This is a genomic window from Dictyoglomus sp. SSW, from assembly GCF_055181335.1.
This window is the reverse complement of record NZ_CM143705.1, coordinates 1,276,548-1,300,999: the sequence shown is the minus strand read 5'-3', so window position 1 is coordinate 1,300,999 and position 24,452 is coordinate 1,276,548. Positions and strand designations below refer to the sequence as shown.

24 protein-coding genes and 1 tRNA gene are annotated in these 24,452 nt (G+C 31.9%); all 25 read right to left on the bottom strand.

The window, feature by feature from the left end:
• Positions 1-43: 43 nt before the first annotated feature.
• Complete coding sequence (locus ACY3JM_RS06310) at positions 44-1,429, bottom strand: PilN domain-containing protein (protein WP_463111153.1); 1,386 nt, start codon at positions 1,427-1,429, stop codon at positions 44-46.
• A 1-nt stretch (position 1,430) separates the two neighbouring features.
• The gene (locus ACY3JM_RS06305; protein WP_463111152.1) at positions 1,431-1,862 is read right to left on the bottom strand and encodes a hypothetical protein; all 432 of its coding nucleotides are present in this window, start codon (positions 1,860-1,862) and stop codon (positions 1,431-1,433) included.
• Positions 1,859-3,490 carry a lamin tail domain-containing protein gene (locus tag ACY3JM_RS06300; RefSeq protein ID WP_463111151.1) on the bottom strand — a complete coding sequence of 544 codons (1,632 nt, stop codon included), beginning with the start codon at positions 3,488-3,490 and terminating at the stop codon, positions 1,859-1,861. Before ACY3JM_RS06300 ends, ACY3JM_RS06305 begins: the two co-directional genes overlap by 4 nt.
• A gap of 2 nt (positions 3,491-3,492) precedes the next feature.
• A complete protein-coding gene (locus ACY3JM_RS06295; protein WP_463082055.1) occupies positions 3,493-3,879 on the bottom strand; it encodes a type II secretion system protein in 387 nt (128 codons plus the stop codon).
• Positions 3,876-4,310, bottom strand: coding sequence for a pilus assembly FimT family protein (locus ACY3JM_RS06290; RefSeq protein WP_463082056.1), 435 nt, complete (start codon positions 4,308-4,310; stop codon positions 3,876-3,878). Before ACY3JM_RS06290 ends, ACY3JM_RS06295 begins: the two co-directional genes overlap by 4 nt.
• A gap of 553 nt (positions 4,311-4,863) precedes the next feature.
• Positions 4,864-5,256: a type II secretion system protein gene (locus tag ACY3JM_RS06285; protein WP_463111805.1), complete on the bottom strand. Its 393-nt coding sequence runs from the start codon at positions 5,254-5,256 to the stop codon at positions 4,864-4,866.
• Positions 5,257-5,332: 76 nt separating this feature from the next.
• On the bottom strand, positions 5,333-6,535 hold the full coding sequence (locus tag ACY3JM_RS06280) for a type II secretion system F family protein (protein WP_463082059.1): 1,203 nt from the start codon (positions 6,533-6,535) through the stop codon (positions 5,333-5,335).
• A gap of 1 nt (position 6,536) precedes the next feature.
• Complete coding sequence (locus ACY3JM_RS06275) at positions 6,537-8,225, bottom strand: GspE/PulE family protein (protein ID WP_463082060.1); 1,689 nt, start codon at positions 8,223-8,225, stop codon at positions 6,537-6,539.
• On the bottom strand, positions 8,222-9,667 hold the full coding sequence (gene gatB, locus ACY3JM_RS06270; protein WP_463111150.1) for an Asp-tRNA(Asn)/Glu-tRNA(Gln) amidotransferase subunit GatB: 1,446 nt from the start codon (positions 9,665-9,667) through the stop codon (positions 8,222-8,224). The genes ACY3JM_RS06275 and gatB overlap by 4 nt, the downstream gene beginning before the upstream one ends.
• A gap of 2 nt (positions 9,668-9,669) precedes the next feature.
• A complete protein-coding gene (gatA, locus tag ACY3JM_RS06265) occupies positions 9,670-11,118 on the bottom strand; it encodes an Asp-tRNA(Asn)/Glu-tRNA(Gln) amidotransferase subunit GatA (RefSeq protein WP_463111149.1) in 1,449 nt (482 codons plus the stop codon).
• A gap of 5 nt (positions 11,119-11,123) precedes the next feature.
• Positions 11,124-11,450, bottom strand: a complete 327-nt coding sequence (gene gatC, locus ACY3JM_RS06260) for an Asp-tRNA(Asn)/Glu-tRNA(Gln) amidotransferase subunit GatC (protein ID WP_463082063.1) — start codon at positions 11,448-11,450, stop codon at positions 11,124-11,126.
• Positions 11,428-12,417 carry an ABC transporter ATP-binding protein gene (locus ACY3JM_RS06255; protein WP_463111148.1) on the bottom strand — a complete coding sequence of 330 codons (990 nt, stop codon included), beginning with the start codon at positions 12,415-12,417 and terminating at the stop codon, positions 11,428-11,430. Before ACY3JM_RS06255 ends, gatC begins: the two co-directional genes overlap by 23 nt.
• On the bottom strand, positions 12,414-13,400 hold the full coding sequence (locus ACY3JM_RS06250) for an ABC transporter ATP-binding protein (RefSeq protein WP_463082065.1): 987 nt from the start codon (positions 13,398-13,400) through the stop codon (positions 12,414-12,416). Before ACY3JM_RS06250 ends, ACY3JM_RS06255 begins: the two co-directional genes overlap by 4 nt.
• A 75-nt stretch (positions 13,401-13,475) precedes the next feature.
• Positions 13,476-13,563 (bottom strand) — tRNA-Leu (locus ACY3JM_RS06245).
• 61 nt (positions 13,564-13,624) lie between these two features.
• Positions 13,625-14,692, bottom strand: a complete 1,068-nt coding sequence (gene recA / locus ACY3JM_RS06240; protein WP_463082066.1) for a recombinase RecA — start codon at positions 14,690-14,692, stop codon at positions 13,625-13,627.
• A 59-nt stretch (positions 14,693-14,751) separates the two neighbouring features.
• Positions 14,752-15,792, bottom strand: coding sequence for an NAD(P)H-dependent glycerol-3-phosphate dehydrogenase (locus ACY3JM_RS06235; protein WP_463082067.1), 1,041 nt, complete (start codon positions 15,790-15,792; stop codon positions 14,752-14,754).
• Complete coding sequence (gene plsY, locus ACY3JM_RS06230) at positions 15,774-16,379, bottom strand: glycerol-3-phosphate 1-O-acyltransferase PlsY (RefSeq protein WP_463111147.1); 606 nt, start codon at positions 16,377-16,379, stop codon at positions 15,774-15,776. Before plsY ends, ACY3JM_RS06235 begins: the two co-directional genes overlap by 19 nt.
• Before the next feature lie 5 nt (positions 16,380-16,384).
• Entirely contained in the window at positions 16,385-17,665 is a 1,281-nt protein-coding gene (der, locus tag ACY3JM_RS06225; protein ID WP_463111804.1) for a ribosome biogenesis GTPase Der, read from the bottom strand.
• 23 nt (positions 17,666-17,688) lie between these two features.
• Positions 17,689-18,540 (bottom strand): 4-hydroxy-3-methylbut-2-enyl diphosphate reductase, encoded by an 852-nt coding sequence (ispH, locus tag ACY3JM_RS06220; protein WP_463082069.1) that lies wholly within the window; start codon positions 18,538-18,540, stop codon positions 17,689-17,691.
• Positions 18,537-19,172 (bottom strand): lysophospholipid acyltransferase family protein, encoded by a 636-nt coding sequence (locus ACY3JM_RS06215; protein ID WP_463082070.1) that lies wholly within the window; start codon positions 19,170-19,172, stop codon positions 18,537-18,539. The genes ispH and ACY3JM_RS06215 overlap by 4 nt, the downstream gene beginning before the upstream one ends.
• Complete coding sequence (locus tag ACY3JM_RS06210; RefSeq protein ID WP_463082071.1) at positions 19,159-19,821, bottom strand: lysophospholipid acyltransferase family protein; 663 nt, start codon at positions 19,819-19,821, stop codon at positions 19,159-19,161. Before ACY3JM_RS06210 ends, ACY3JM_RS06215 begins: the two co-directional genes overlap by 14 nt.
• Complete coding sequence (locus ACY3JM_RS06205) at positions 19,802-20,728, bottom strand: ABC transporter permease (protein WP_463082072.1); 927 nt, start codon at positions 20,726-20,728, stop codon at positions 19,802-19,804. Before ACY3JM_RS06205 ends, ACY3JM_RS06210 begins: the two co-directional genes overlap by 20 nt.
• Positions 20,721-21,824, bottom strand: coding sequence for an ABC transporter permease (locus tag ACY3JM_RS06200; protein ID WP_463082073.1), 1,104 nt, complete (start codon positions 21,822-21,824; stop codon positions 20,721-20,723). The genes ACY3JM_RS06205 and ACY3JM_RS06200 overlap by 8 nt, the downstream gene beginning before the upstream one ends.
• Positions 21,821-23,353, bottom strand: a complete 1,533-nt coding sequence (locus ACY3JM_RS06195) for an ABC transporter ATP-binding protein (RefSeq protein ID WP_463111146.1) — start codon at positions 23,351-23,353, stop codon at positions 21,821-21,823. The genes ACY3JM_RS06200 and ACY3JM_RS06195 overlap by 4 nt, the downstream gene beginning before the upstream one ends.
• Before the next feature lie 64 nt (positions 23,354-23,417).
• On the bottom strand, positions 23,418-24,428 hold the full coding sequence (locus ACY3JM_RS06190) for a BMP family lipoprotein (RefSeq protein WP_463082075.1): 1,011 nt from the start codon (positions 24,426-24,428) through the stop codon (positions 23,418-23,420).
• Between the last annotated feature and the right edge of the window lie 24 nt (positions 24,429-24,452).

The following is a 24,452-nucleotide window of genomic DNA, read 5'->3' as shown; positions in this document are numbered from 1 at the left end:
AAGAGAAATATTAATAAAAAAATAAAAATATGAATTTTCTCTCTCATTTTATATAGCCTATCATTCTAAATTTTTGAACAGGTTTATCTCCAACAATCTCTAAAACTGAACTTTCCAATTTTATGTTTTTAACTCTTTCATATTGAGATAAAGCAAGCATTAAATCTGCTACTCCTTCGGTATCAAGACTATATCCCTCAATAATAATTTTTCTATCTAAGCCAATCTGAAAATTTGTAAGCCAACAACTTCTTGGAACAAAATTTTTAAGATCGGAAAGAAACAGAAAAGGTAACGCAACAGATGATCTTTCGTCAAGCCATCCTTCTAAGGTTTGCAACAACAAATTGCCATCATCCACTTGTTTTCTTAAATTAAAAATCTGATCATTATATTTTGCTATCTCTTGACTCAAACTTTGTATTCTTCTATTTAAATCTCTAATTCTAAGATCCAAATAGAAATTCAAGGGAAATAGTAAAGATAAAGATAAAAGCAGAGATAATAAAGAACGGGTAATGAGCTCTCTATCAATATCTATTTTCGACCTTATAAAATTGAGATCTGGTACAATCTTCTCTCTATAAAGAATTGAGCCTAAGAGGGGTAAACTTGTCTCTTGTATTAAGCTGGCTTTGAAAGTTAATGATAAATTTTCCAACAGATTAACTCCTATATTTAAAAACTTATCATCTTCTCCTACAATAACCACAGATTTTTCTTCTATGTCATATAAACCACTATTTAAATAGGTGATCATTTCTTCTTTCCAACTTATATAGGCTGGATCTATATCTAAGGAATCTAAGTTTGTAAAATCATTGATACCAACACTTAAATTTATAAAGGAAAATAATCTTCTATTATTCAAAAATATGAGATCAGTAGTATCATTTCCAATGAATATAACAGAGGCAATATTTTCCTTTTGTGTGTATAATAGATATCTAAAAATTGTTAAAGAGGTTGGCTCAAAACGAATAAGAGATATTTTATTATTTTCAAAAATATCTTTAAAAGAATTTATTATAACCCTTGGTAAAGTTGCAACAATAAGTTTTACTTTATCTTTATCATCCAATATGGGAGAAAGGGATATAGAATAATTATCTAAACTTATACCTTGAGATTCTTCTAAATCATCCAGAATATAGGTTTCAAGCTCCTTAACAGACATCTTTGGATACTCTACGATCCTCATCATTATATCTTTATTCTCAAAAGAAACAACCGCATTATTATCTTTAATTTTATTCTTCTTTAAAAATTCATTTAATGTTTTCTTTATCTCTTCTACATCTTTTTTTCTATTCCAGAAATCTCCTTTTGGTATTTCGAAGGTAAATTTATTTTTTAATTCAACTTTTTTACCTTTAATATTTACTTGCCCTATATTTAACTTTCCATCAATCCAATGAATAGACAACATATCATTCCTCTGTCCACTTATTTATAGTAAGAGAATATGGAGCAGAAGTCCCAGTTCTTACTCCTTCTATATTTAAGGCTCTTGTATAAATGTAACTTTCTCCTGTATATACCGATTCAACTTGGGCTGTTGCAGAAATAACAAATGAATTTTCTGTACTATTATAATTATATTCCAATTTTGCAGTCCCCCAAAAGCCTGTAAAGGAAAAGGTATAAGTATTAGCAAAATAAGCTGATGGATTTACTAGCCATGTTAAACTATAAATAGCTATCTCAGCTACTCCTTCTGCAAGATATAACGCTTGTTTTTCTCCTATTTGGGCAGAAATACTTTTAATATTCCCCTCCCACATAGATATAACTCCACTTATTACTAAGCTAAGTATAGCAAAAACCAATAAAACTGCAACTAAAATTTGTCCTTTTCTCATGGCATTATTGAATTTTTAGAAGCTGGTGTACAATAAGAATAATAATGATAATAGTATATAATTGAGCCAATTTTCCTTAGTCTTAAGAAATAATAATTTAGTATATTACTACTTTCCCAATTGGCAGGATCTTGAGAATTTCCAAAAATATGTTTTCTTTCTAAAGAATAGTGATAATAATAGTAATTAGGAGGTTGAGACAAATATACTCTGTAACCACCCCAGGTTAAAGAATAACTTACTTGATCTACTATATTATTATAATTATCTCTTAATACCACATTGCCAGAGTTATTTGGTAAAAGGGATGTGCCCCCTCCAAGACCCGAATTTCGCGTTCTTATGTAAGTATAAGATCCTGGAATATTATAGGACGTATTGAGAGTTGAATTACTTCCACCAATTATTGCATATCCATTGGGAGGAATATTCCATGATCCTACCACAACAGTATTAAATCTATTATTATTTATACTCCAGTTTTGAATATTTATAGTTTGGGTTGTAGGATTATATAATTCAATAAATTCCATATTTCTTTCTCCTCTATTATTACCACTCCTATCAAATGTTGGAGGATAATACATTACTTCATTAATAATCAATCTCGGAATTAAGCAGTAAACGTACAAGCTTGAAGTATAATAATTTAAACAAAGACTATTTCTCCAATTTGACGGATCATTGGAGGGAGCTGATATAGATTTACGAAGAAGAGAATAATAATTATTACCCGATGGATAACCACCCCAAGTATAGGAATAATCTACTTGATCAATTACATTTTGCCTATCATCCTCTATAACAACAGATCCATAATTATCAGGCATCTCCCCATTTGCAGAGTAAAGACCTCTTTGCTGTGTTTTCAAATATAAATAGGAAGATGGAAGATTGTAAAAATTAGTTAAATTTGAATCTTTTCCTCCTATAATAGCATAATTACCAGGTGTTAATAAAAAGCTTCCTGAAGGACTGTCAAAAATTCTTGTAGTTCTATTAACTCTCCAACCATATAAGTTTACAGTATAAGTTGTTCCATTATACAGAACAATAAATTCCATATCTCTTTCATCTTGAGAATTTCCATTTTTATCAAGACTTGCAGGATAATACATAATCTCAGTAATGAATATACCTGATAACTGTGGTTGGACTTGAGTTCTTAAAGATACCAAAGTCATATGTTTTTCATTATTGTCCATGACAAGTGTAATTGATAGAGTTCTTATAGTAGATGTCAATGTGGTGTAGGTACCATTAAAATCATATCCAATAAACCTAAGCTCTTTTATTGGACCCGCTTGAATCTCCCCATCAACAGTAAAATAATATTTTCCATTATATAATGTGTAGGAGAAACTTCTTATATCTCCTGTACAAAGCTGAATGGAAAGTTTACCAAGGGTATCAGTAGCAGAACTTATATCTAACACTTGAGATCCTTGTCTTATCTCTCTTGTTAATCTATCGAGAATTATTTGGGCATTTGAGAATATTTCTTGAGATTCTTGTTTTCTACCAAAAAGATCTATGGTTCCTATAAGAACATTGGCAAGAAGAAGAGCAATCATTCCTAATATTAAAACACCTATAATCACTTCAATTAGGGTTAAGCCATTCCTCATTATTATCTCCTTCTTGATATTAAACTAACAAGAACTGCTTTACCCTCAAAATTATCTAATGTATTGTTATTATTTGCATCATTCCAAACTGTAATTGTAAATTGTCTTAGTGAATTTGTAATGTTTGTAATGCTTATTGTATAAAGATAGCTTGTATATCCAATACTAGCAAAATTTCCAGAAATGGGAAAAGAAGCTGTCCAATTGGCTAAAATAGTTTTTCTATAATCTTCTATAACTCTTTCAGATAATTCTAAGCATGTACTTTCAATTTTTTCCATATCATCCTCATTTAAAATATGGTATAACCCAACTCCAAAGGATGCCATAAATATTCCTAAAATAAGTATTGATATCAAAACTTCTAAGAAGGTAAAACCTCTTTTCATAAACCTTCCACTTCAATAAAACCTAAGGAATTTATCCTTATAGTAGAAGTATAATTATCAATTATTAATGTTAAAATGGCATAAGTTTCTGTATAATCAGCTGTAAAATTGCCATCTCTATCAAAGGAAAATAAAGTAGCAGTTGTATTTACAGAAATATTATTAAAAAATCTTGTTACAATCTTTCCCTTATCATCAAGGAAGGTATAGGAAGTATATGCCTGAGGTGAGATTATTAATATCCAGTCAGTTTTATTAATTATTGCTCTTTGTCTTATATATCTTATATCCTGAATAAATTGATTTGTAGTATTCTGTAATAATATTTTAGAGTCCGGTTTACTCAATATAGAGTTATATGTAATCCATAAAAGGATTCCTAAGATGGATATTACTACTATAACCTCTAAGAATGAAAACCCCTTTTTCATGTTTTTATTTTATCAAATCTTTAAAAGTTTTTACAAGAAGTTTTAAAAACTCACCTTTCCATTTTTATAAAACTTTATAACTCTCTTTGTAAAAAATGTTGAAAGTGATATTTCACCTTCTGGATATATATTTCCATTTTCAAAATAAAAAGTATAAGTCCCTTTTGGGCTATATGCTCTTATACCTGAGGGAATAAGATGAGGAGAAAGATATATTTTTTTTTGTTTTTTCCCCATACATCCAATAAAATTGAATAGAATTTGTCTTAGAAGAGTAATAAAAATCAAAGACTACTTTTTCATTTTTTAAAACTGAAAGCTGTAGAGCATAGTTTGCATTTATTACTATCTCATGGGAAATTATAAATGCTTGTACCCCTAACCAAAAAAATATATTAAAAAACATATAAAGAAGAATTAATAAAATACATGTAAGAAGAGTATATAATAATGGACTTATAATTTTTTTAAGCTTTAAGATATTAAAAAGTTTCTTCATTTATTAACAAAAAGCCCCGAAGACAAGCTTCGGGGCATAAATATAGTTACAAAACTATGGAGATGTATAAGATAAAGTATAGGATTTTGCTGAACCTTGATAAACTAATATATGAGCATTACTCTCATCCCAAGTAGCAGGTGCAGATCCTTGAGAAGTATATGTTTGCCCATTATACGGACATACTGGTGTTTCTGAGAAGTAGTTAGGATCTTTTAAGAAATTAACAAATGTCTGTGTATCTGTTGGATATGTGTTATTTTTGTTCCTATAATATTCTAAGCTCGTTCTTATTATTGCTATATTTGTTCTCTGAGCATTTCTTTTAGCATCTGCCACTGCATCAAAATATCTTGGTAATGCGATAGCTATAAGGATTCCAAGAATAGCTACTACAACTAAAAGCTCTAACAAGGAGAAACCTTTACTATTTTTCAAATAACTCACCTCCTTTCCCAAAATTTAAAAATTATTATCTTTACTAAATTATATCACAAATTTATCATATACCAAGTATTAATTCCTACCTTCTAAAAAGTCTTACCATATTAAACATTGGGAGATACATTGATATAACAATGAAGAAAACTACAATACCTAAAAACAATGTTAATGCAGGTTCTATTAGAGAGGTTATTCTTTTTGTTCCAATCTCTATCTCTCTTTGGGAAAATCTACTATATTCTTCTAGCATAGAATCCAATCTTCCACTCCTCTCCCCTACTGCTATCATTTGCTTTAAAAGAGGGGTAAATACATTCTCATCAATAAGCTCTGATAAATTTCTTCCCTCCAAAACCCCAGAAAGGATTTTTCTAAGATTCTCTGAGAAATATAGATTTCCCATTACGTCTTCAAGGATTTCCAAAGATTGGGTTATTAATATTCCACCTGTTATAAGTACATAAAAGGTACTAGTAAATCTATTAAGTAACACTTTTCGCCACAGATTGCCTATTTTAGGAATATTCAGTTTAAACTCATCCCACCATCTTTTTATCTTTTTAATTTTTAGGGCTTGTTTTATTCCAATAATAATCAAAAAAAACAAGATAAAAATAATAAATAGATTTTTCTTAACAAAATCTCCTAATAATATAGTAATCCTTGTGGGAAGAGGAAGAGGTACATTAGTTCTCCCATAGATTCTTTGAAAAGTAGGCACTACAAAAGTTAGCATAAATATTACAACCAAGATTGCAGCAACCATAACTATTATAGGGTAAGTAGTAGCTGATTTTATTCTTTCCCTTAATTCATGTTGTTCATCAAAATACCTTGAAAGTCTCTCCAACATAATATCAAGACTTCCTGTAATTTCACCCGTTCTCACTAAGCTTATAAATATTTTGGGAAATACATTAGGATATTTAGAAAGAGCCTCTGATAGACTCAATCCAGAATCAACACTTTTTCTTACATCATTAAGTATATCTCTAAAATAAGGATTGTTGGTTTGAGATGATAAAGTTGTAAGACATTCTGTAAGAATAATTCCAGATCTTAAAAGAGTTGCAAATTGGGATGTGAATAAAACAAGCTCTGGAAGAGTAACTTTCTTTTTATAGGTTAAAGTTTTCCATAATGAGGATTCTTTTTTTAAGGATATTACATATAATTTCCTTAATTTTAGAATTCTTCTTGCTTCTCTTTCATTGGTTGCTTCAATTATACCTTTATATCTTCTTCCCTCAAGATCTCTTGCCACATATCTATAGGAGGGCAAATTAATCCTCCTCCCAAGCTATTACTCTACGTGCCTCCTCAATAGTAGTTATTCCTGATAATACCTTTTCTCTTGCATTCATATGTAAGGTTTTCATCCCCTCTCTTAATGCCATATCCCTAATTTCATCAATAGATGCCCTTTTATTTATTAATGTCCTTATGTTCTTAGTTATTTTTAATAACTCAAAAATTCCAGTTCTTCCTGAATATCCTGTATAATTACAGAATAGACAACCTTTTCCTCGCACAAGTCTTATATTTCTTCCTTCATCTTTTGTTAATCCGAGTTCTTCTATTTCCTCCGATGAAGGTATATACTCTTCTTTACAAGATAAACATATAGTCCTTACTAATCTTTGGGCTACTATCCCTATAAGTGAAGATGCAATTAAAAAAGGTTCCAGCCCCATTTGTATCAATCTCGCCACAGCACTTACAGAATCATTTGCATGAAAAGTACTTAACAACAAATGACCCGTTAGAGCAGCTTCAATAGCGGTATTTAATGTTTCTGAATCCCTAATTTCACCCACCATTATAATATTGGGATCAAGTCTCAAGATATTTCTAAGTCCCATAGCAAAATCTATACCTATCTTTGGTTGTATCTGAATCTGATTTATTCCTGGAAGTTCGTATTCTACCGGATCTTCTAAGGTTATTATATTTACTGATGGTTTATTTAAAACATTTAAAGCTGAGTATAATGTGGTAGTTTTACCGCTTCCTGTAGGTCCTGTGACAAGGATCATTCCAAAAGGTCTTTTTATAAGATGTTCAAATACATTAAGGTCTTCATTTGTCATGCCCAATCTATCAAGCTCAATAAGTACTTTTGATTTATCCAGTAATCTTATAACTACCATTTCTCCGTGTATAGTACCCACTGAAGCTACTCTTAAATCAAAGATTTTATTTTCATATCTATAAGTTGCTCTTCCATCTTGAGGTCTTCTTCTTTCTGCTATATCCATTCCTGATATTACCTTTATTCTTGTTACTACAGCATCTTGAATTTCCTTAGGAATACTCATAATATCATAAAGAATTCCATGGATTCTATATCTTACCTTCATCTCTTTCTCTTGGGGATCTAAATGGATATCGCTGGCATTTCTTGTGATTGCTTCATTAATTATAGAAGATACCAATCTAACAATAGGTGCTTCTTCAACGCCTATTGCAGGAGGGGCTTCAACTATTGTTTCTACCGGCATACTCCTTTGAAAGTCTTGAACAGCAGAAAGGGTACTCTTCTCTAAAGGGAAAAGTTTTGACATAATCTGATTAAACTCTTTATCGGTAGTAATAAACAATCTTATTGGTGCCTTTACTATTCTTCTTATTTCATTTACTACTACAGGATCAATAGGAGGAACTATAGCAACATGTATTATTCCACTTTCTCTTTTCATAGGTATAAATTTATATTTTCTTAAAAGATTTTCTGGAAAGGATCCAGCTAATTTTTCATCAATAGGGATTTCAGACAAAGAAATATAGGGAATTTCACTTTGCCTTTCTAATACTTTTCCAATATCCTCGGGCTTTACATATCCTCTCTCGATCAGTATTTGTCCTAATTTAACCCCAGTTTTCTTCTGTTCCTCGAGAGCTTTCTCTAATTGCTCCTTTGTTATAAGTCCTAATTCTAAAAGATATTCACCTAAGGGCTTTTTCTCTTTCATAATTTATTTAATTCTTCTTCAAGAAGATTTTTTACTAAATCTAAACTTGCTCTTCCTTTTGTCTCTTTCATCACCTGACCTACTAAAAAGTTCAAGACTTGTTTCTTCCCCTTCTTCCAGTCAGAAACTGCTTTTTCATTATTTAATATAACCTTTTGAATAACCTCTTGTAAATATGAAGTATCAGATACTGTTTTTAAACCTTCCTCTTCCACTATCTTCTCTGGATCTTTACCTGTGGTTAGATATTTTCTTAATACGTCCTTTGCTACAGGACGTGTTATTTCGTTTTTATCTACCATTTGTATTAATTTTATAAATTTTTCAGGAAGTATATTTAAATCTTTAAAGGACATATTATTATCATTCAAATAACTTAAGATTTCTACAGATATCCAATTTAAAAGATTTTTGGGATTAGTATATAACACTAGAGACTTATCAAAAAATTCTGCTAATTCCCTTTCAGAAATAATTATCTCAACTTCATTAGGTAATAAACCTAATGCAAAATATTTTCTTCTTAGTTCCTTTGGTAATACTGGAATTTCCTTTTTTATTTTTTCCTTCATCTCCTCTGTCACGATTAAAGGGGAAAGATCAGGTTCAGGAAAATATCTATAATCTTCTGCTTCTTCTTTTCCTCTTAAACTCACTGTTTTTTGCTTTTTTTCATCCCAATGCCTTGTCTCTTGTATTACTTGTTCACCATTTTTCAAAAGTTCAATCTGCCTTTCAATTTCATATTCTAAAGCCTTTTCCAAGGAATAAAAAGAATTTACATTTTTTATCTCAGTTCTTGTTCCTAAAACTCCTTCCTGAGTTTGTATAGAAATATTAGCATCACATCTTAGAGAACCTTTTTCCATATCTCCGCTACTTATTTCTAAATATCTTAAGATTAATCTTAGTTCCTGTAAAAATATTCTTGCTTCTTGAGGAGAATTTATATCAGGTTCTGTAACAATCTCAATAAGAGGAATGCCTGCCCTATTAAAATCGACAAGACTGTAATCGGCTTCTGATAATCTATCCCCTGTCCCTATATGTAATAATTTTCCAGCATCTTCCTCTAAATGAATTCTCTTTATTCTTATTTTCTTAACTTCCCCATCCACAAAAATTTCCAAATAACCATTCTTGCATAAAGGTAAATCATATTGAGATATTTGGTATCCTTTGGGTAAATCCGGATAGAAATAATTTTTTCTATCAAACTTTGAATAATTTGAAATCTCGCAGTTCAAAGCTAAACCAGCCTTTATTGCAAATTCTACCGCTTTTTTATTAAGTACTGGAAGGACTCCTGGAAACCCCATACATATTGGGCAAACATTAGTATTTGGGGGGACATTTTCATGATCCGTACTACAAGAGCAAAAAAGTTTAGTTTCAGTAGATAGCTGAGCATGTACTTCCAATCCTATTACTGGTTTTAGCATTTTTAAGTCCTCCTCTTTTGAGGAAGAGTTGGGTATTTACTTGAAAAATCCATCATTTCTTGATATGCATAAGCAAACTGAAGAAGTCTATTTTCTGAAAAGAAAGTACTCATGAATTGAATTCCTACAGGTAGATTATTATAGAAACCAGCAGGCATAGAGATAGCAGGAATACCAGCAAGGTTTACTGGTATAGTCATTATATCGGTTAGATACATTTGAAGAGGGTCAGATATCTTCTCTCCTAATTTAAATGGGAGTATAGGACTTGTTGGTGAAACAATTATATCAACTTTTTTGAATGCTTCCTCAAATTCTTTTCTAATTAAATTCCTTACCTTTGTTGCCTTTAAATAATAGGCATCATAATACCCAGCACTTAAAGCATAAGTACCCAATATTATTCTTCTTTTAACTTCACTTCCAAAGCCATGACCTCTTGTGTTCTTATACATTGATATAAGATCTTCTGCCTCTTCTCTATATCCATACTTTACTCCATCATATCTTGCCAAATTGGAACTTGCTTCAGAGGTAGCAATGATATAATAAACTGAAAGGGCATATTCTATAGAAGGAAGAGATATCTCTATTATTTCAACTCCTAAATCCTTGAATATATCAAAGGATTTGTCAAGAACTCTTAAAACTTCCTCTGAAACCCCTTTCTGCCAAAGTTCTTCAGGGAATCCTACTTTCCATCCCTTTACGCTCTTACCCAAGTTTTCAAAATAATTTGGAATCTCATAAGGAGAAGACGTAGAATCCATGGGGTCATATCCAGCAATAACCTGAAGAATTAAAGCCACATCCTCTACTCTTCTACCAAAAGGTCCTATCTGATCTAAGGATGATGCAAAGGCTACAAGTCCATATCGTGATACAAGGCCATATGTGGGTTTTAATCCTATAACTCCAGTAAAAGACGCAGGCAACCTTATAGATCCACCCGTATCAGATCCTATCGAAACAGGTACTTCTCCTGCTGAAACACATGCTGCAGATCCACCACTTGACCCTCCTGGAACTCTCTCAATATCCCAAGGGTTTTTAGTAGGACCAAAAGCAGAATTTTCTGTAGAGGAACCCATGGCAAATTCATCTAAATTTGTTTTTCCAATTATTATCGCTCCATTATCTTTAAGCCTTCTTATAACAGTAGCATCATATGGAGGTGTAAAATTTTCAAGAATTTTGGAAGCGCAAGTAGTCCTAATATTTTTTGTAAGTATATTATCCTTTACAGCAATAGGAATTCCATAAAGAGGTAAATTTTTAGGTTTTTTCTCAATTTCACTAATTTGTTTTTCTATTTCATTATAAGGCAATATAAGGAAAGCATGAATAAATGGTTCCCATTCTTCTATCTTTTTTAGATAAAAATCTATTAACTCCCTTACTTTTATCTCATTTTTACTATATAAATCTTTTAATTCCTTAAGAGTTCTCATACTAATTATTCTTCCCTTTTTAAAATTCTAGGAATTTTGAATCCATCTTCCTCCACTTCAGGGGCATTCATAAAAATTTCTTCCTTAGGAATACTCTTTCTAATATCATCCTCTCTCCACACATTGGACAAAGGTAATACATGTGCCATTGGCTCTACATTAGTAGTGTCTAATTCTTGAAGTTTATTAAAATAATCAAGAATACTTTGTAATTGACGAGAAAATAATTCTTCTTCTTCTAGCGTTAGATATAATCTCGCCAGATGAGCAGTTTTCTTTAGTTGATTTTTAAAATCTTGTTTTTCCATATCAATATAAATGGCAAGCCACAAAATGATTTGGTTTTACTTCTTTTAATTCAGGCTCAACTTTTGAACATACATCCATTACGCTTGGACATCTGGTATGAAACCTACAACCAGTTGGTGGATTTAAAGGACTTGGTATATCTCCTGTAAGTACTATCTTTTTTCTTTTTTCTTCTAATTCAGGATCTGGTATAGGTATAGCAGAAAGAAGAGCTTGAGTATAAGGATGCAGTGGAGAAGTATATAAATCATCATTTTCTGAAAGTTCTACAATCTTACCTAAGTACATAACAGCTATCCTATCACATATATGTCTTATAACAGCTAAATCGTGAGATATAAATAAATAAGTTAATTTAAATTCTTTTTGTAAATCTTGAAGTAAATTTATAATCTGAGATCTTATAGATACATCCAATGCAGATGTTGGTTCGTCAGCAACTATAAATTTTGGATTTAATGCAAGGGCTCTTGCTATTCCAATCCTTTGCCTTTGACCCCCAGAAAATTCATGAGGATAACGGGTTGCATGGTAAGGAGCAAGACCTACAAGTTCTAATAACTCTTGTACCCTCTTCTCTCTCTCTTTTGAAGAAGATACTATTTTATGAACTTGTAACGGTTCACCTATTATTTCACTTATAGTCATTCTTGGATTTAATGATGAATATGGATCTTGGAATATAATTTGCATATCTTTTCTTATTCTTCTTAGAGCACTATGGGGAAGTTTTGATATATCTACCCCATCGAAAATAATTTCACCATCTGTAGGATCTAAAAGTCTTATAATAGTTCTCGCTACCGTACTTTTCCCACAACCTGATTCTCCTACAAGACCTAATGTTTCTCCCCTTCTAATATAAAAGCTTAGTCCATCTACAGCTTTTACATCTCCCACATGTTTTGAAAAAACGATGCCACTTTTTATTGGAAAATATTTTTTTAGATTTCTGACTTCTAAAATTACATCATCTGTATAGTTATTCATACTTTCACTCCAATTCCCTTAGCATAAAAACAGCGAGAATAATGCCCAGGTTCTACCTCAATTAAATCAGGTATTTCTTCTAAACATCTATCAGTTTTATAAGGACACCTTTCAGCATAATAGCAATAACTTGGAAGGGCAACAAGATCTGGAGGTTGACCTTCTATAGCCTTCAATCTTTCTTTCCTTACATCAAGCCTTGGCACTGATTCAAGAAGTCCAATTGTATAAGGATGAGATGGCTTTTTGAAGATAGTACGTACATCAGCAAACTCAACTACTTTCCCAGCATACATAACAAGCACATTTTTACAAGTTTCTGCTACTATTCCCATATCGTGAGTTATTAATATAAGAGACATTCCTAATTCTTTTTGAAGTTGTTTAATTAATTCTATAATCTGAGCTTGAATTGTAACATCTAAAGCAGTAGTAGGCTCATCAGCTATAAGGATTTCAGGACTACATGATAGTGCAATTGCTATCATTACTCTTTGTCTCATTCCACCACTAAATTGATGAGGATATTCATCAATTCTTTTAGATGCCTCCGGTATTCTAACAAGTTCTAACATCTCAATAGCTTTTTTTCTTGCTGAAACCTTATCTAGTTTTTGGTGTAGAATTATAGCTTCCATTATTTGATCCCCTATTGTAAAAACAGGATTGAGAGAGGTCATTGGATCTTGAAATATCATAGATATTTTGTTCCCGCGCACCTCTCTCATTTCCTCTTCTTTCTTTTTAAGAAGATCTTCTCCTCTAAATATTATCTCTCCACCAACAATCTTTCCAGGAGGATCTTGTATGAGTCTCATGATAGAGAGAGCAGTTACACTTTTACCACTTCCTGATTCTCCCACAATTCCTAAACTCTCTCCCTTTTTTAAACCAAAGGATACATCATCTACTGCTTTAACGATTCCTTCATCTGTAAAAAAATATGTTCTTAGATTTTTTACCTCTAACAAACAATCTTCCACAACAATGATTCCTCCGTCAGCTAATTAAAATAAAACCCTTCCCTGAGTATTGGGGAAGAGTTTCATATTCTAATTTGGTGCCGAGGCCGGGATTTGAACCCGGACGGGCGTAAGCCCATAGCACCCTCAATGCTACGTGTCTGCCAAATTCCACCACCTCGGCATTTCTTGATTTTGATTATATAAATACTATAAACCGATGTCAAGATTCTAAGATAATTTTGTTATTTAGAAGAAGATCTTTTTGTAGTCTTTTCTTCTTTTGTCTCTGTTTTCTCACTCTCTTTGGGTTCTCCTGATACTTGAGAAGTTTCAAAACCCCATATCTTTCTTATTTCTCTTTCTATCTCATCAGCAAGTTCTGGATGCTCTTTAAGATATGTTTTTGCATTCTCCCTACCCTGCCCTAATCTTATATCTTTGTATATATACCATGTACCACTTCTTTCTATAACTTTTGCTTCTACTCCAGCATCCAATATACATCCTTCTCTTGATATTCCCTCACCATATATTAATTCAAATTCACCTTCTTTAAATGGAGGAGCTACTTTGTTCTTTACAACTTTAACTTTTACTTTTGTCCCTGTAACCTCACTTCCTTCTTTCATTGATTCTGCTTTCCTTACATCAATACGAACTGAAGCATAGAATTTTAAAGCTCTTCCTCCAGGTGTAGTTTCGGGATTTCCAAAGAAAACTCCTACTTTTTCTCTTAATTGATTGATAAATATGGCTACAGTTTTAGATTTGCTAATAACTCCAGTTAACTTTCTCAAAGCTTGAGACATAAGTCTTGCTTGCAAACCTATAAAGGCATCTCCCATCTCTCCCTCAAGCTCCGCTCTTGGCACTAAAGCAGCTACTGAATCTATGACAATCACATCTACACTGCCACTTCTTACAAGAATCTCAGCAATTTCTAATGCTTGTTCTCCAGTATCTGGTTGTGAGATAAGAAGATTTTCTAAATTTACTCCTATTCTTTTTGCATAATTTGGATCAAAAGCATGTTCAGCATCTATAAAAGCAGCAATTCCGCCTTGTTTTTGAGCAGAAGCAATAATCTGTAAGGCAACTGTTGTCTTACCAGAACCTTCTGGTCCAAAGAGTTCAATAATTCTTCCTCTCGGAACTCCTCCAACTCCTAAAGCATAATCCAAGGTAAGAATACCAGTCGGTATGACCGGTACCTCATATCTCTCATTACTTCCTAATTTCATTATGGAGCCTTTTCCAAATTGTTTCTCAATCTGAAAAATTGCTGATTCTAATGCTTTCTCTTTTTCCATACTTTAATACACCTCAAAATTTTTTATATTTCTAAAAGTATTATAACAAGAGTAATTTTTTATAACAAGTTTATTTGAAAATTTTCGTCAATTTCGCGTTTTAGTTCTTTTGATAAAAGACTTATTAGAGCTGATTTAGGGGATTTTCCACTATACAATACTTCATAAACTTCTTCAGTAATAGGCATATAGATATTATATTTCTGGGAAAGATTATAAACTGATTTTACAGTATAAACTCCTTCTGCTACCATACCATGAAGTTCAGATAATGCCTCCTGTAAACTTTTCCCTTCTCCTACATATTTTCCTACCCTCCAATTTCTACTTAAAGTACTTGTAGCTGTAAGTACCAAATCTCCAAGTCCAGAAAGACCGAGTATAGTAAAAGGATTAGCTCCAAATAAAATAGCAAACCTATTAATTTCTGCCAAACCTCTTGTAATAAGACTTGCTTTTGCATTATATCCAAAATTTAAACCATCCGATATTCCAGCTGCTATTGCAATTACGTTCTTCAGAGCACCTCCTAATTCCACACCTACTATATCATCACTTCTATATACTCTCATAAAATCCATATTAAAAATATTTTGTAGAAATTCTGCAGTTACAATACTTGGAGAAGCAATCACCATAGCTAAGGGTTTTCTTTCCATCACCTCTTTTGCAAAACTTGGACCCGAAAAAATAGCAACTTGTCCCTGTTCAATATTAAGCTCTTCCATTATTATTTCAGAAGGCCTTTTAAGAGTTTCTATATCTATACCTTTTCCAGTGTTAACAAAATATGGAATATGGGTAAGATAATATCTATTCGATCTAATAAAATCTCTCAAGCCTTGAACAGGAATACTCAAAATTGCTATCAGAGTATCCTTTGTGGCTAATTCTATATCACTTGTAATCTTTAAATTGGGATTTAACTTATACCCTTGAAGGTAAAAGATATTTTCTTTTTTTTCTTCTATAATTTTCGCCTTTTTGCTATCTCGTACCCAAAGAGTTACATCATAATTCTTTTCCGATAATATATCTGCTAATGTGGTTCCCCAACTTCCTCCACCAAAAACTGTAATTTTTATCTTTTTATTCTCCAATCTATTTTATGTTCCTCCCCTCTTATAAGCCTCCTAATATTAGGTATATGTCTATAAATAATAAAAAGACATACGATTACCACACAAATCATATATTCCATTACTGGTCTTTCTAAAGAATATAAAACAAAAGGATAAATAATAGCAGAGGTTATAGAAGCTATTGATTTGTATTTTGTTATACTCACAATTATTATGGCAATTATCAGAACAGTCAAAGAGGTTTTAGGGAAAAGATAAAAAAGAATACCAAAAGAAATCCCTACACTTCTTCCTCCTCTAAAATCAGCAAATATAGGAAAAGAATGTCCTATTACTGCAGAGATAACACATAATAAAATAGCTATATGATCATTTTTAAGGATAAATGTTGCAAGATATACAGCTAAAACTCCCTTACCCACATCCATTAAGGCTGTAATAATAGCAGGTCCCCATCCAAGCACTCTAAGAACATTAGTAGCACCTAAATTACCACTTCCATGTTTTCTTACGTCTATACCTTTCCAAAGTTTACCCACAATTAATGCACTAGGTATAGATCCTAATAGATAAGAAATCAACATTAATAAGATTTTTGTGATCATGGCTTTTACTCCCTCTTTCTTACTTCTATTTTTATAGGAGTACCTGTCCAAGAAAAGTAATTTCTAATATACTTTTCAAAATATTTTTGAACATTCTTATTCATGATTTCTGGTTCATTTACGAAGAAGACTATTCTTGGAGGAGAAGTTTCAACCTGTGTGGCATAATAAATTTTCAAGCTTTTACTCTTTTTTGAGAAGGAAACTCTACTTAAAGCTTCTTGAATTGCCATATTAATTTGAGATGTAGGAATTCTCATATGACTTAGTCCATACAATTTGTCTACCCAAGGAATAATCTTTTTTACATTATATCCAGTAAGGGCAGATGTAAATATAAAGGGAAAATAATCGAAAGGAGAAAGTAAACTTGGAACTATTTTTTCAAACTCTCTTCTTTCTTTCAAAGAGGGAAATAAATCTGTTTTATTAAAAACAATTAAACAAGATTTTCCCTTATCTTCAATATAATGCAAAATTCTTTTCTCTTGATCTCTAATTCCTATCGAAAGGTCAACAACCATTATAGCTACATCCAATCTTTTTATAGTATTTAATGCTTTTCTTACTGATAATTCTTCGAGCTCTTCTTCAATTCTTGAGGGCCTTCTTAATCCTGGAGTATCAAGAATCATGTATTTCTTTCCATTAAATTCCCATATTATATCCACCGTATCTCTGGTAGTTCCAGGAATTTCACTAACAATATTTCTATATTTACCTATCAAGGTATTTACTAAGGATGATTTACCGCTATTTGGTCTACCTACAAAAGCAAATTTTATTAACTGTTCTTCTTTTCCTACTTCTACATTTGGAATAAGGGATAATATTTTCTCAATAAGCTCAGTAAGATTTTGTTTATGAATAGCAGAGATAGGGAAAGGTTCACCTAAACCCAACACAGTAAAAGGAGAAAGATAAATTTCAGAATCAATTCTTCCTTCCATTTTATTTACTACTAAAATTATCTTTTTTCCAGATTTCCTAAGAATCTCAGCAAATTCAAAATCAAGAGAAGTAAGCACTGACCTTCCATCTACCACAAATAGTATAAGATCACTTATTTCAATCACTTCATATATTTTTTCTTTAACAAGTTCACTTAAATCATCATTTAATCCATATCCTGCTGAATCTATAAGATAAAAAAACTTACCTTCATATTCGCAAAGGTGCACTAAAGGATCCCTAGTAACTCCAGGCTCATCAGCAACTATAGCTTTTTCCTCTCCTGCAATTCTATTAAAGAGCACAGATTTTCCTACATTAGGCCTTCCTACAATACTTACTACAGGGATTCCTACTTCTATACCAAATGTATCTCTAAGGGATGATGGGTTTCTAATAATTTTAAAACCTCCTCTACAAAAGCATCTGGTGTAGATGTGCCTGTTATAATACCAATTTTTTGTTTATTATCAAACCATTCCATATCAATTTCTTCTAAGTTTTCTATATGATAAGTAGGCACACTTTTAACTAAAATATTATACAATCTTCTTGTATTAGCACTATTTCTTCCTCCAAGAACTAACACTAATTCTACCATTTCTGATAATATCTTTGCCTTTTCCTGCCTTTTCTCAACTTCAGGACATATGGTATTGAAAATCCTAATTTCCTTCCCTTTAGTTAGTATTAACTTTATAATCTCTTCCACCTCTTCCCAACTTTGAGTCGTCTGAATAACTATACCTATTTTAGGAAATGACTCTACCATTATAGCATCATTAATATTTTCAATTACTATGCCTTTTTCTTCAGCATAACTCATTATACCAATCACTTCTGGATGTTTTTTCTCACCAACAATTAATACTTTATAACCATTTTTTTTTAAAAATTCAGCTAATTTTTGTACCTTCTTAACCAAGGGACACGTTGCGTCATAAATTTCATTACCATACTCTTTATATTTTTCTACCTCCTTATATGGCAAACCATGAGCTCTTACAATAAGCTTTTTTCCCTCTGGAATTGACTTATTATTCCAAATTTTTATTCCTTTTCTTTCTAAATCTTCTATCACTTTTGGATTATGCACTAATGCACCTAATGTATATACTTCACCTTTTGTTTGTAAAATCTTTTCCGCTAAACTAATAGATTTCTTAACACCTGAACACCATCCATAAGGTGTTACCAAATATACCTTCATTTTAAAAGCTCCGTAATACTTTCTTTAATCTTATCATTAAGATCTTTTATCTCTTCTTTAGTAGGTTTATTATTTTTTATAACAAAAATTGGTCCTCCTATTTTTATAGTAATATTTCCTCCTAATTGAGGAATTACTTTTCTTCTTCTCCAGATCTTTTCAGTACCCTTAATTCCAATCGGAAGTATGGGAAGACCATGAGTAATTGCAAGAGTGGAAGCTCCATCCTTTATCTCAAGAAGTCCTTTCTCAGGATGTTCATTTCTTGTTCCCTCAGGAAAAATTACAATTATTTCATTTCCTTTTATAAGTCTTTTAATCTTTTTCCATGTTTCAAACCTAAAATCTCGTCTATCTACATCTATAGCTCCAAGCCATCTTAGAAAAGGGTTGAAAATCTTTGATTTAAAAAGCTCTTTTTTAGCAAGATAAAAAAGTCTCTTATCAAAGGCAGCACCTATAACAATAGGATCCAATAAACTGACATGGTTAGCAACCACAATGAAAGAACCTTTAGGAATCTTTTCTTTCCCTTCAACTTTATAGCCCCATAAAATTTTTAATAGAAATCTTACAATATAAATAATTATTTTATAGAAAAAATAGGAAATTTCCTTCTTAATCCTTTTCATTTTCTATCCTTGCTTCCATTAAAATTTGATTTATTATTTCCATCACTTTATTCGTAAATTCTTCTTCTTTCTTTCTATCATGTTCACCCTCATAAACTAATGGTTCTGAGTATATTACTTTTATTTTGCCAGATAAATGAGGAAATTTTTTCTCAGGAGGCCATATATTATCAGCTCCAATTATAGCTGTAGGAATAACAGGAGCCTTAGTCTTCGCTGCAAAATAACCAATTCCTCTTTTGATTTTAACATCTCCATTATCTCTTCTTAAACGCGTGCCTTCTGGAAATATTAATAATACTTCACCTTCTCTTATAGCTTCTAAACCATCCTTTACAGCAGACAAATCAATATTTTCTCTTTTAACTGGAATTCCTCCCAAATATCTTGCAAATCTACCAAATATGGGATATTCGAATCGTTCTATTTTACCCAAAGCCTTAATAGGTCTTGGCAGGGTCGTAGCTATAACCAAAACATCGAGACTACTCCTATGATTAGGAGCAATAATGACAGGCCCTTCTAATGGTATATTTTCAATACCATACACTTTCAAATTATAAAACCATTTTAGTAATCTTCTAAGAACAACTGCAATACTTTTATAAACAAATATTTGAAACTTTTCCCTATATCTCCTCTTTTTCATAGGGTACTCCATCTGCCGAAGGAGGAGTAGATTTTCCTACAGCTCCTGCTAAAACTAACATAGTAAGAATATAAGGTATCATTTGTATAAATTGCGTTGGAATACCTACACCTTCTAGTCTCATTCTTAGAGCTTCAGCCAGACCGAAAAGTAAACATGCACCTAAGGAACCTATAGGATTCCAATTACCAAATATCATAGCAGCAAGAGCTATAAAACCCCTTCCCCCGGTCATATTCTCGACAAAAACCCTCGCATGTTCTAAGGAAAGAAAGGCACCTCCTATACCCCCTAAAATTCCACTTATAAGCACACCTATATATCTGTATTTATAAACATTTACTCCCAATGTATCTGCTGCCTGTGGGTTTTCACCTACTGCCCTTATTCTTAAACCAAAGACTGTTCTATACAGTATATATTGGGACAAAAAGACAAGAACAATCATAAGGATGATTAGTGGAGAAAGGTCTCTAAAAATTAACCCTATACCAGGGATTTTAGAAATGACTGGAATATCTATATGTACAAAACCCTCAATGTGGGGAGAAGATCCTGCAGCTTTAAATATCAGCCTTGACAAAAAAGTGGTACCTCCAACAGCTAACATGTTTAATGCTGTACCACTTACTATCTGATTTACTCTAAACTTAATCGATACCACTGCATGAATAAATGCAACAATTGAACCAGCAATTATAGAGAATAATAATCCAATTAAAGGATTTTTAAAAAAATATGTTCCAACTGCAGCAAAAAATGCTCCAAATAACATAATACCTTCTAAAGCTATATTCACTACTCCACTTCTTTCCGAAAAAACTCCCCCTAAGGATGCATAAGCAAGTGGAGTTGCCATTCTTATAGCAGAAGTTATGGTTTCCCAGGCAAAAATTGTTTCAAGCATATGTAACTTTCCTCCTTTTTTTCAGAAAGCGAATGAGTACTTCGTTACTTACCACAATAGTTAATATTATGACTGCTTGTAGGACTGAAATTATTTCTCTTGGTATATGAGTAAAAACATCCATACCAATAGCCATTCTATTTAATGCACCAAAAAGAAGTGCAGAAAATATTATGCCTACAGGGTGATTTTTCCCAAGTAGAGCAACTGCTATTCCAGTAAAACCAAGTCCGTGAGAAAAATTATCAAGATATCTGTATCTATATCCTAAAACATCGTTTATACTAGCAAGTCCAGCTATAGCACCACTTATTAACATAGTTACCAATATGACATTTTTCACATTTATACCTGCATTCTCTGATGCATGTATATTAAGCCCCAAAGCTCTTATCTCATAGCCTAATTTAGTTTTCCATAATAAATAGTAAGTAACTATAACCATTAATGTAGCAATTACCAATGCATAATTTACAGGGTTACTTTCTGGTATATTAATACCTATCTTTTGAAAAATTGAATACAGCTTAGGTAGAACTGCTGAAGGAGGCAATTTATCAGTTTGGGGTAATGGATATAAAACTCCTTTTTCTCTAAAAGTATTAACAACTAAATAATTAGTAAGAGCATAACCTATCCAATTCATCATTATGGTATTAATAACTTCATGGACCCCTAATCTTGCCTTTAATATGGCAGGAACAAATGCCCAAATAGCTCCACCTAAAGCAGAAAAAACAAGAGTAATGGGTAAGTGTAGAAAAGGTGGAAATAACGGAGCTATATAAAGACCTGCCAAAGCAGATACTAATCCTCCTACAAGAATTTGCCCTTCTGCACCAATATTAAAAAGACCTCCTTTAAAACCAATAGCTACTGCTAATCCAGCTAATATAAAAGAGGTGGTATTAAATAATACATAACCCCATCCATTTGGATTTCCAAGAGAAAAATTTATCACTTCTCTATATGTTTCCCATGGATTATGTCCAAGTAAATAAATAATAATCCCGCCAAAAAATAATGCTATAAATATTGATATTAAAGGACTTATTATACTGAGAATTAAGTTTTCTATAAATTCCCGATTTTTCAAATTAATGCCTCCTTTAATTCAGTCTGCCTCTTAACTCCAGTCATGTAATAACCTAATTCTTTTTCATCAACTTCTGATTGACTAAAAGATCCTACTATTTCCCCATTATACATTACCAAAATTCTATCACTTAAATTTAAAATTTCATCTAAATCCGCAGAAACAAGAAGCACAGCTTTTCCTTGATTTCTTAGATCTACTAAAAGTTGATGAACAAATTCTGTAGCTCCTATGTCTAAACCACGAGTTGGTTGAGCTGCGATTAAAAGATCAGGTAAAAAGCTTAATTCCCTTCCTAAAACTATTTTTTGTTGATTACCACCTGATAAATTCCTAATAGGTATTTTTATGTTAGGAGTTTTTACTTGATATTTCTCTACAATTTCATTGGCATGTTTATACACTTTTGAATAATCTATAAATATTCCCTTTGAAAATTTATTAAAATAGTGAAGACCTAAAATACAATTCTCCGCTACAGAGAAATCTAAGATTAATCCTCTTTTATGCCTATCCTCTGGTATATGACCAAAAAGAAGACGTCTTTGTCTAATCTTTTCCAAAGTTATGTCCTTGTTTTTAAAAAATATTTTTCCTCTTTTTAAAGGTAAAAGCCCTACTATAGCTTCTACAAGCTCAGATTGTCCATTTCCCTCAACTCCTGCTATACCCAAAATTTCTCCCTCTCTTATATTAAAAGATACACCTTTAACTACATCTAATCCCTTTCTTCCCCTTACCCATATATCCTCAACTCTAAATATTTCGCCTCCTCTTTCTCTCTTAATTTTATCAACTTTTAGAAAAACCTCTCTTCCTACCATCATTTGAGCGAGTTCAAACTTATTTGTTTCTTTAGTATTTACTGTATTTACTAATTTTCCTCTTCTCATTACACTTACTCTATCAGATATCTCAAGGACTTCATTCAACTTATGAGAAATAAATATTATGGTTTTCCCTTGAGAAGAAAGCTTTCTAAGAATAGTGAAAAGCTCTTCTACTTCTTGGGGAGCTAACACAGCTGTAGGTTCATCTAAAATTAATATTTCAGCCTTTCTGTATAAAAGTTTCAAAATTTCTACCCTTTGGGCCTCACCAACAGAAAGATTTTCAACCTTTTCATACAAATCTATTTTAAAACCAAGAGAATTAATAATTTCATTTAGAGTCTCTTCAGCTTTTTTTAAATTTAAAGATATACCATTTTTTACTTCTGATCCCAAAATAATATTATCAATAACTGTAAAAGGAGGTATCAGCATAAAATGCTGATGCACCATACCTATACCATAATTTATAGCAATTTTAGGAGAATGTATATTAACCTTTTTCCCACTTATATAAATTTCACCTTTATCTGGTCTATAAAGACCATATATTATCTTCATTAAGGTAGATTTTCCAGCACCATTTTCTCCAACAATTGCATGAATTTCTCCCTTATAAATTGATAAGGATACATTATCGTTTGCAACAACTCCTGGGAAAATCTTAGTGATTCCTTCTAATCTTATTATCTCTTCCACTTACTTTCTTACCTCCCTTTATAAAACCCCCTCCCATTATGAGAGGGGGTAAGAAATTATATTTTTACTTTAGATATTTTGCTTTAAATTGTTCGAAGGTCTTACCATCATATGGAACTACGATTTTTCCTAATATTATATCTTTTTTAACTTGTTCAACTTTTGAAATTACACCTAAAGGAAGAAGTTTTGTTTTTTCATAATCAACCCCACCATTTGCTGCACCAAAAACTCTAATTCCCGGTTTAAATTTTCCTTCCTTTACATCTTTTATGGTTTCATAAACTGCTACATCTACCCTCTTTAACATACTTGTAATAATCCTATCGGGCATAATCCAAGATTGAGGAGAATCTACTCCAATAGCATATTTCTTAGTTTCTTTTGCTGCCTCAAATACTCCTTCTCCAGATGCCCCAGAAGCATGATAAATTATGTCAGCTCCTTGTTTATATTGTGCCAAGGCTAATTCTTTACCTTTCACTGGATCTTTAAATGCATCTCCTGTTACACCAATATAATTTATCAATACCTTTACTTTCGGATTAACATATAATGCTCCAGCTTTATACCCAACTTCAAACTTGTGTATTAAGGGAATATCCATTCCACCTACAAACCCAATAATATTACTCTTAGTCATTAAACCTGCAATAACACCTACTAAGAAGGATCCTTCATGCTCATTAAATACTAAAGAAGAAACATTAGGAAGTCCCTCTATAACCCCATCTACTATGGCAAACTTTACTTTTGGAAAATCTTTAGCTACTGCCATAATAGCATCAGTGAAAAGAAAACCTACACCAATAACTAAGTCATAGTTTTGTTCAGCAAGGGTCCTTAATAGTTCTTCCCTATTCGCCCCTCCAGGACCAGGTTCTAAATCCTTTCCTTCCACTTTAAGTACCCTAATCGCTCTTTGCAATCCATTATATGCAGCATCATTAAAAGATTTATCTCCTCTACCACCTACATCATATACTATACCAACTCTAATAGTTTTTGCAGAAAATCCTAAAGAAGAAAATAGGATAAGAGAAAGAACTAAAAAGGTAATTAAAAACTTACGCATAATAATTTAAACCTCCTCCATTGA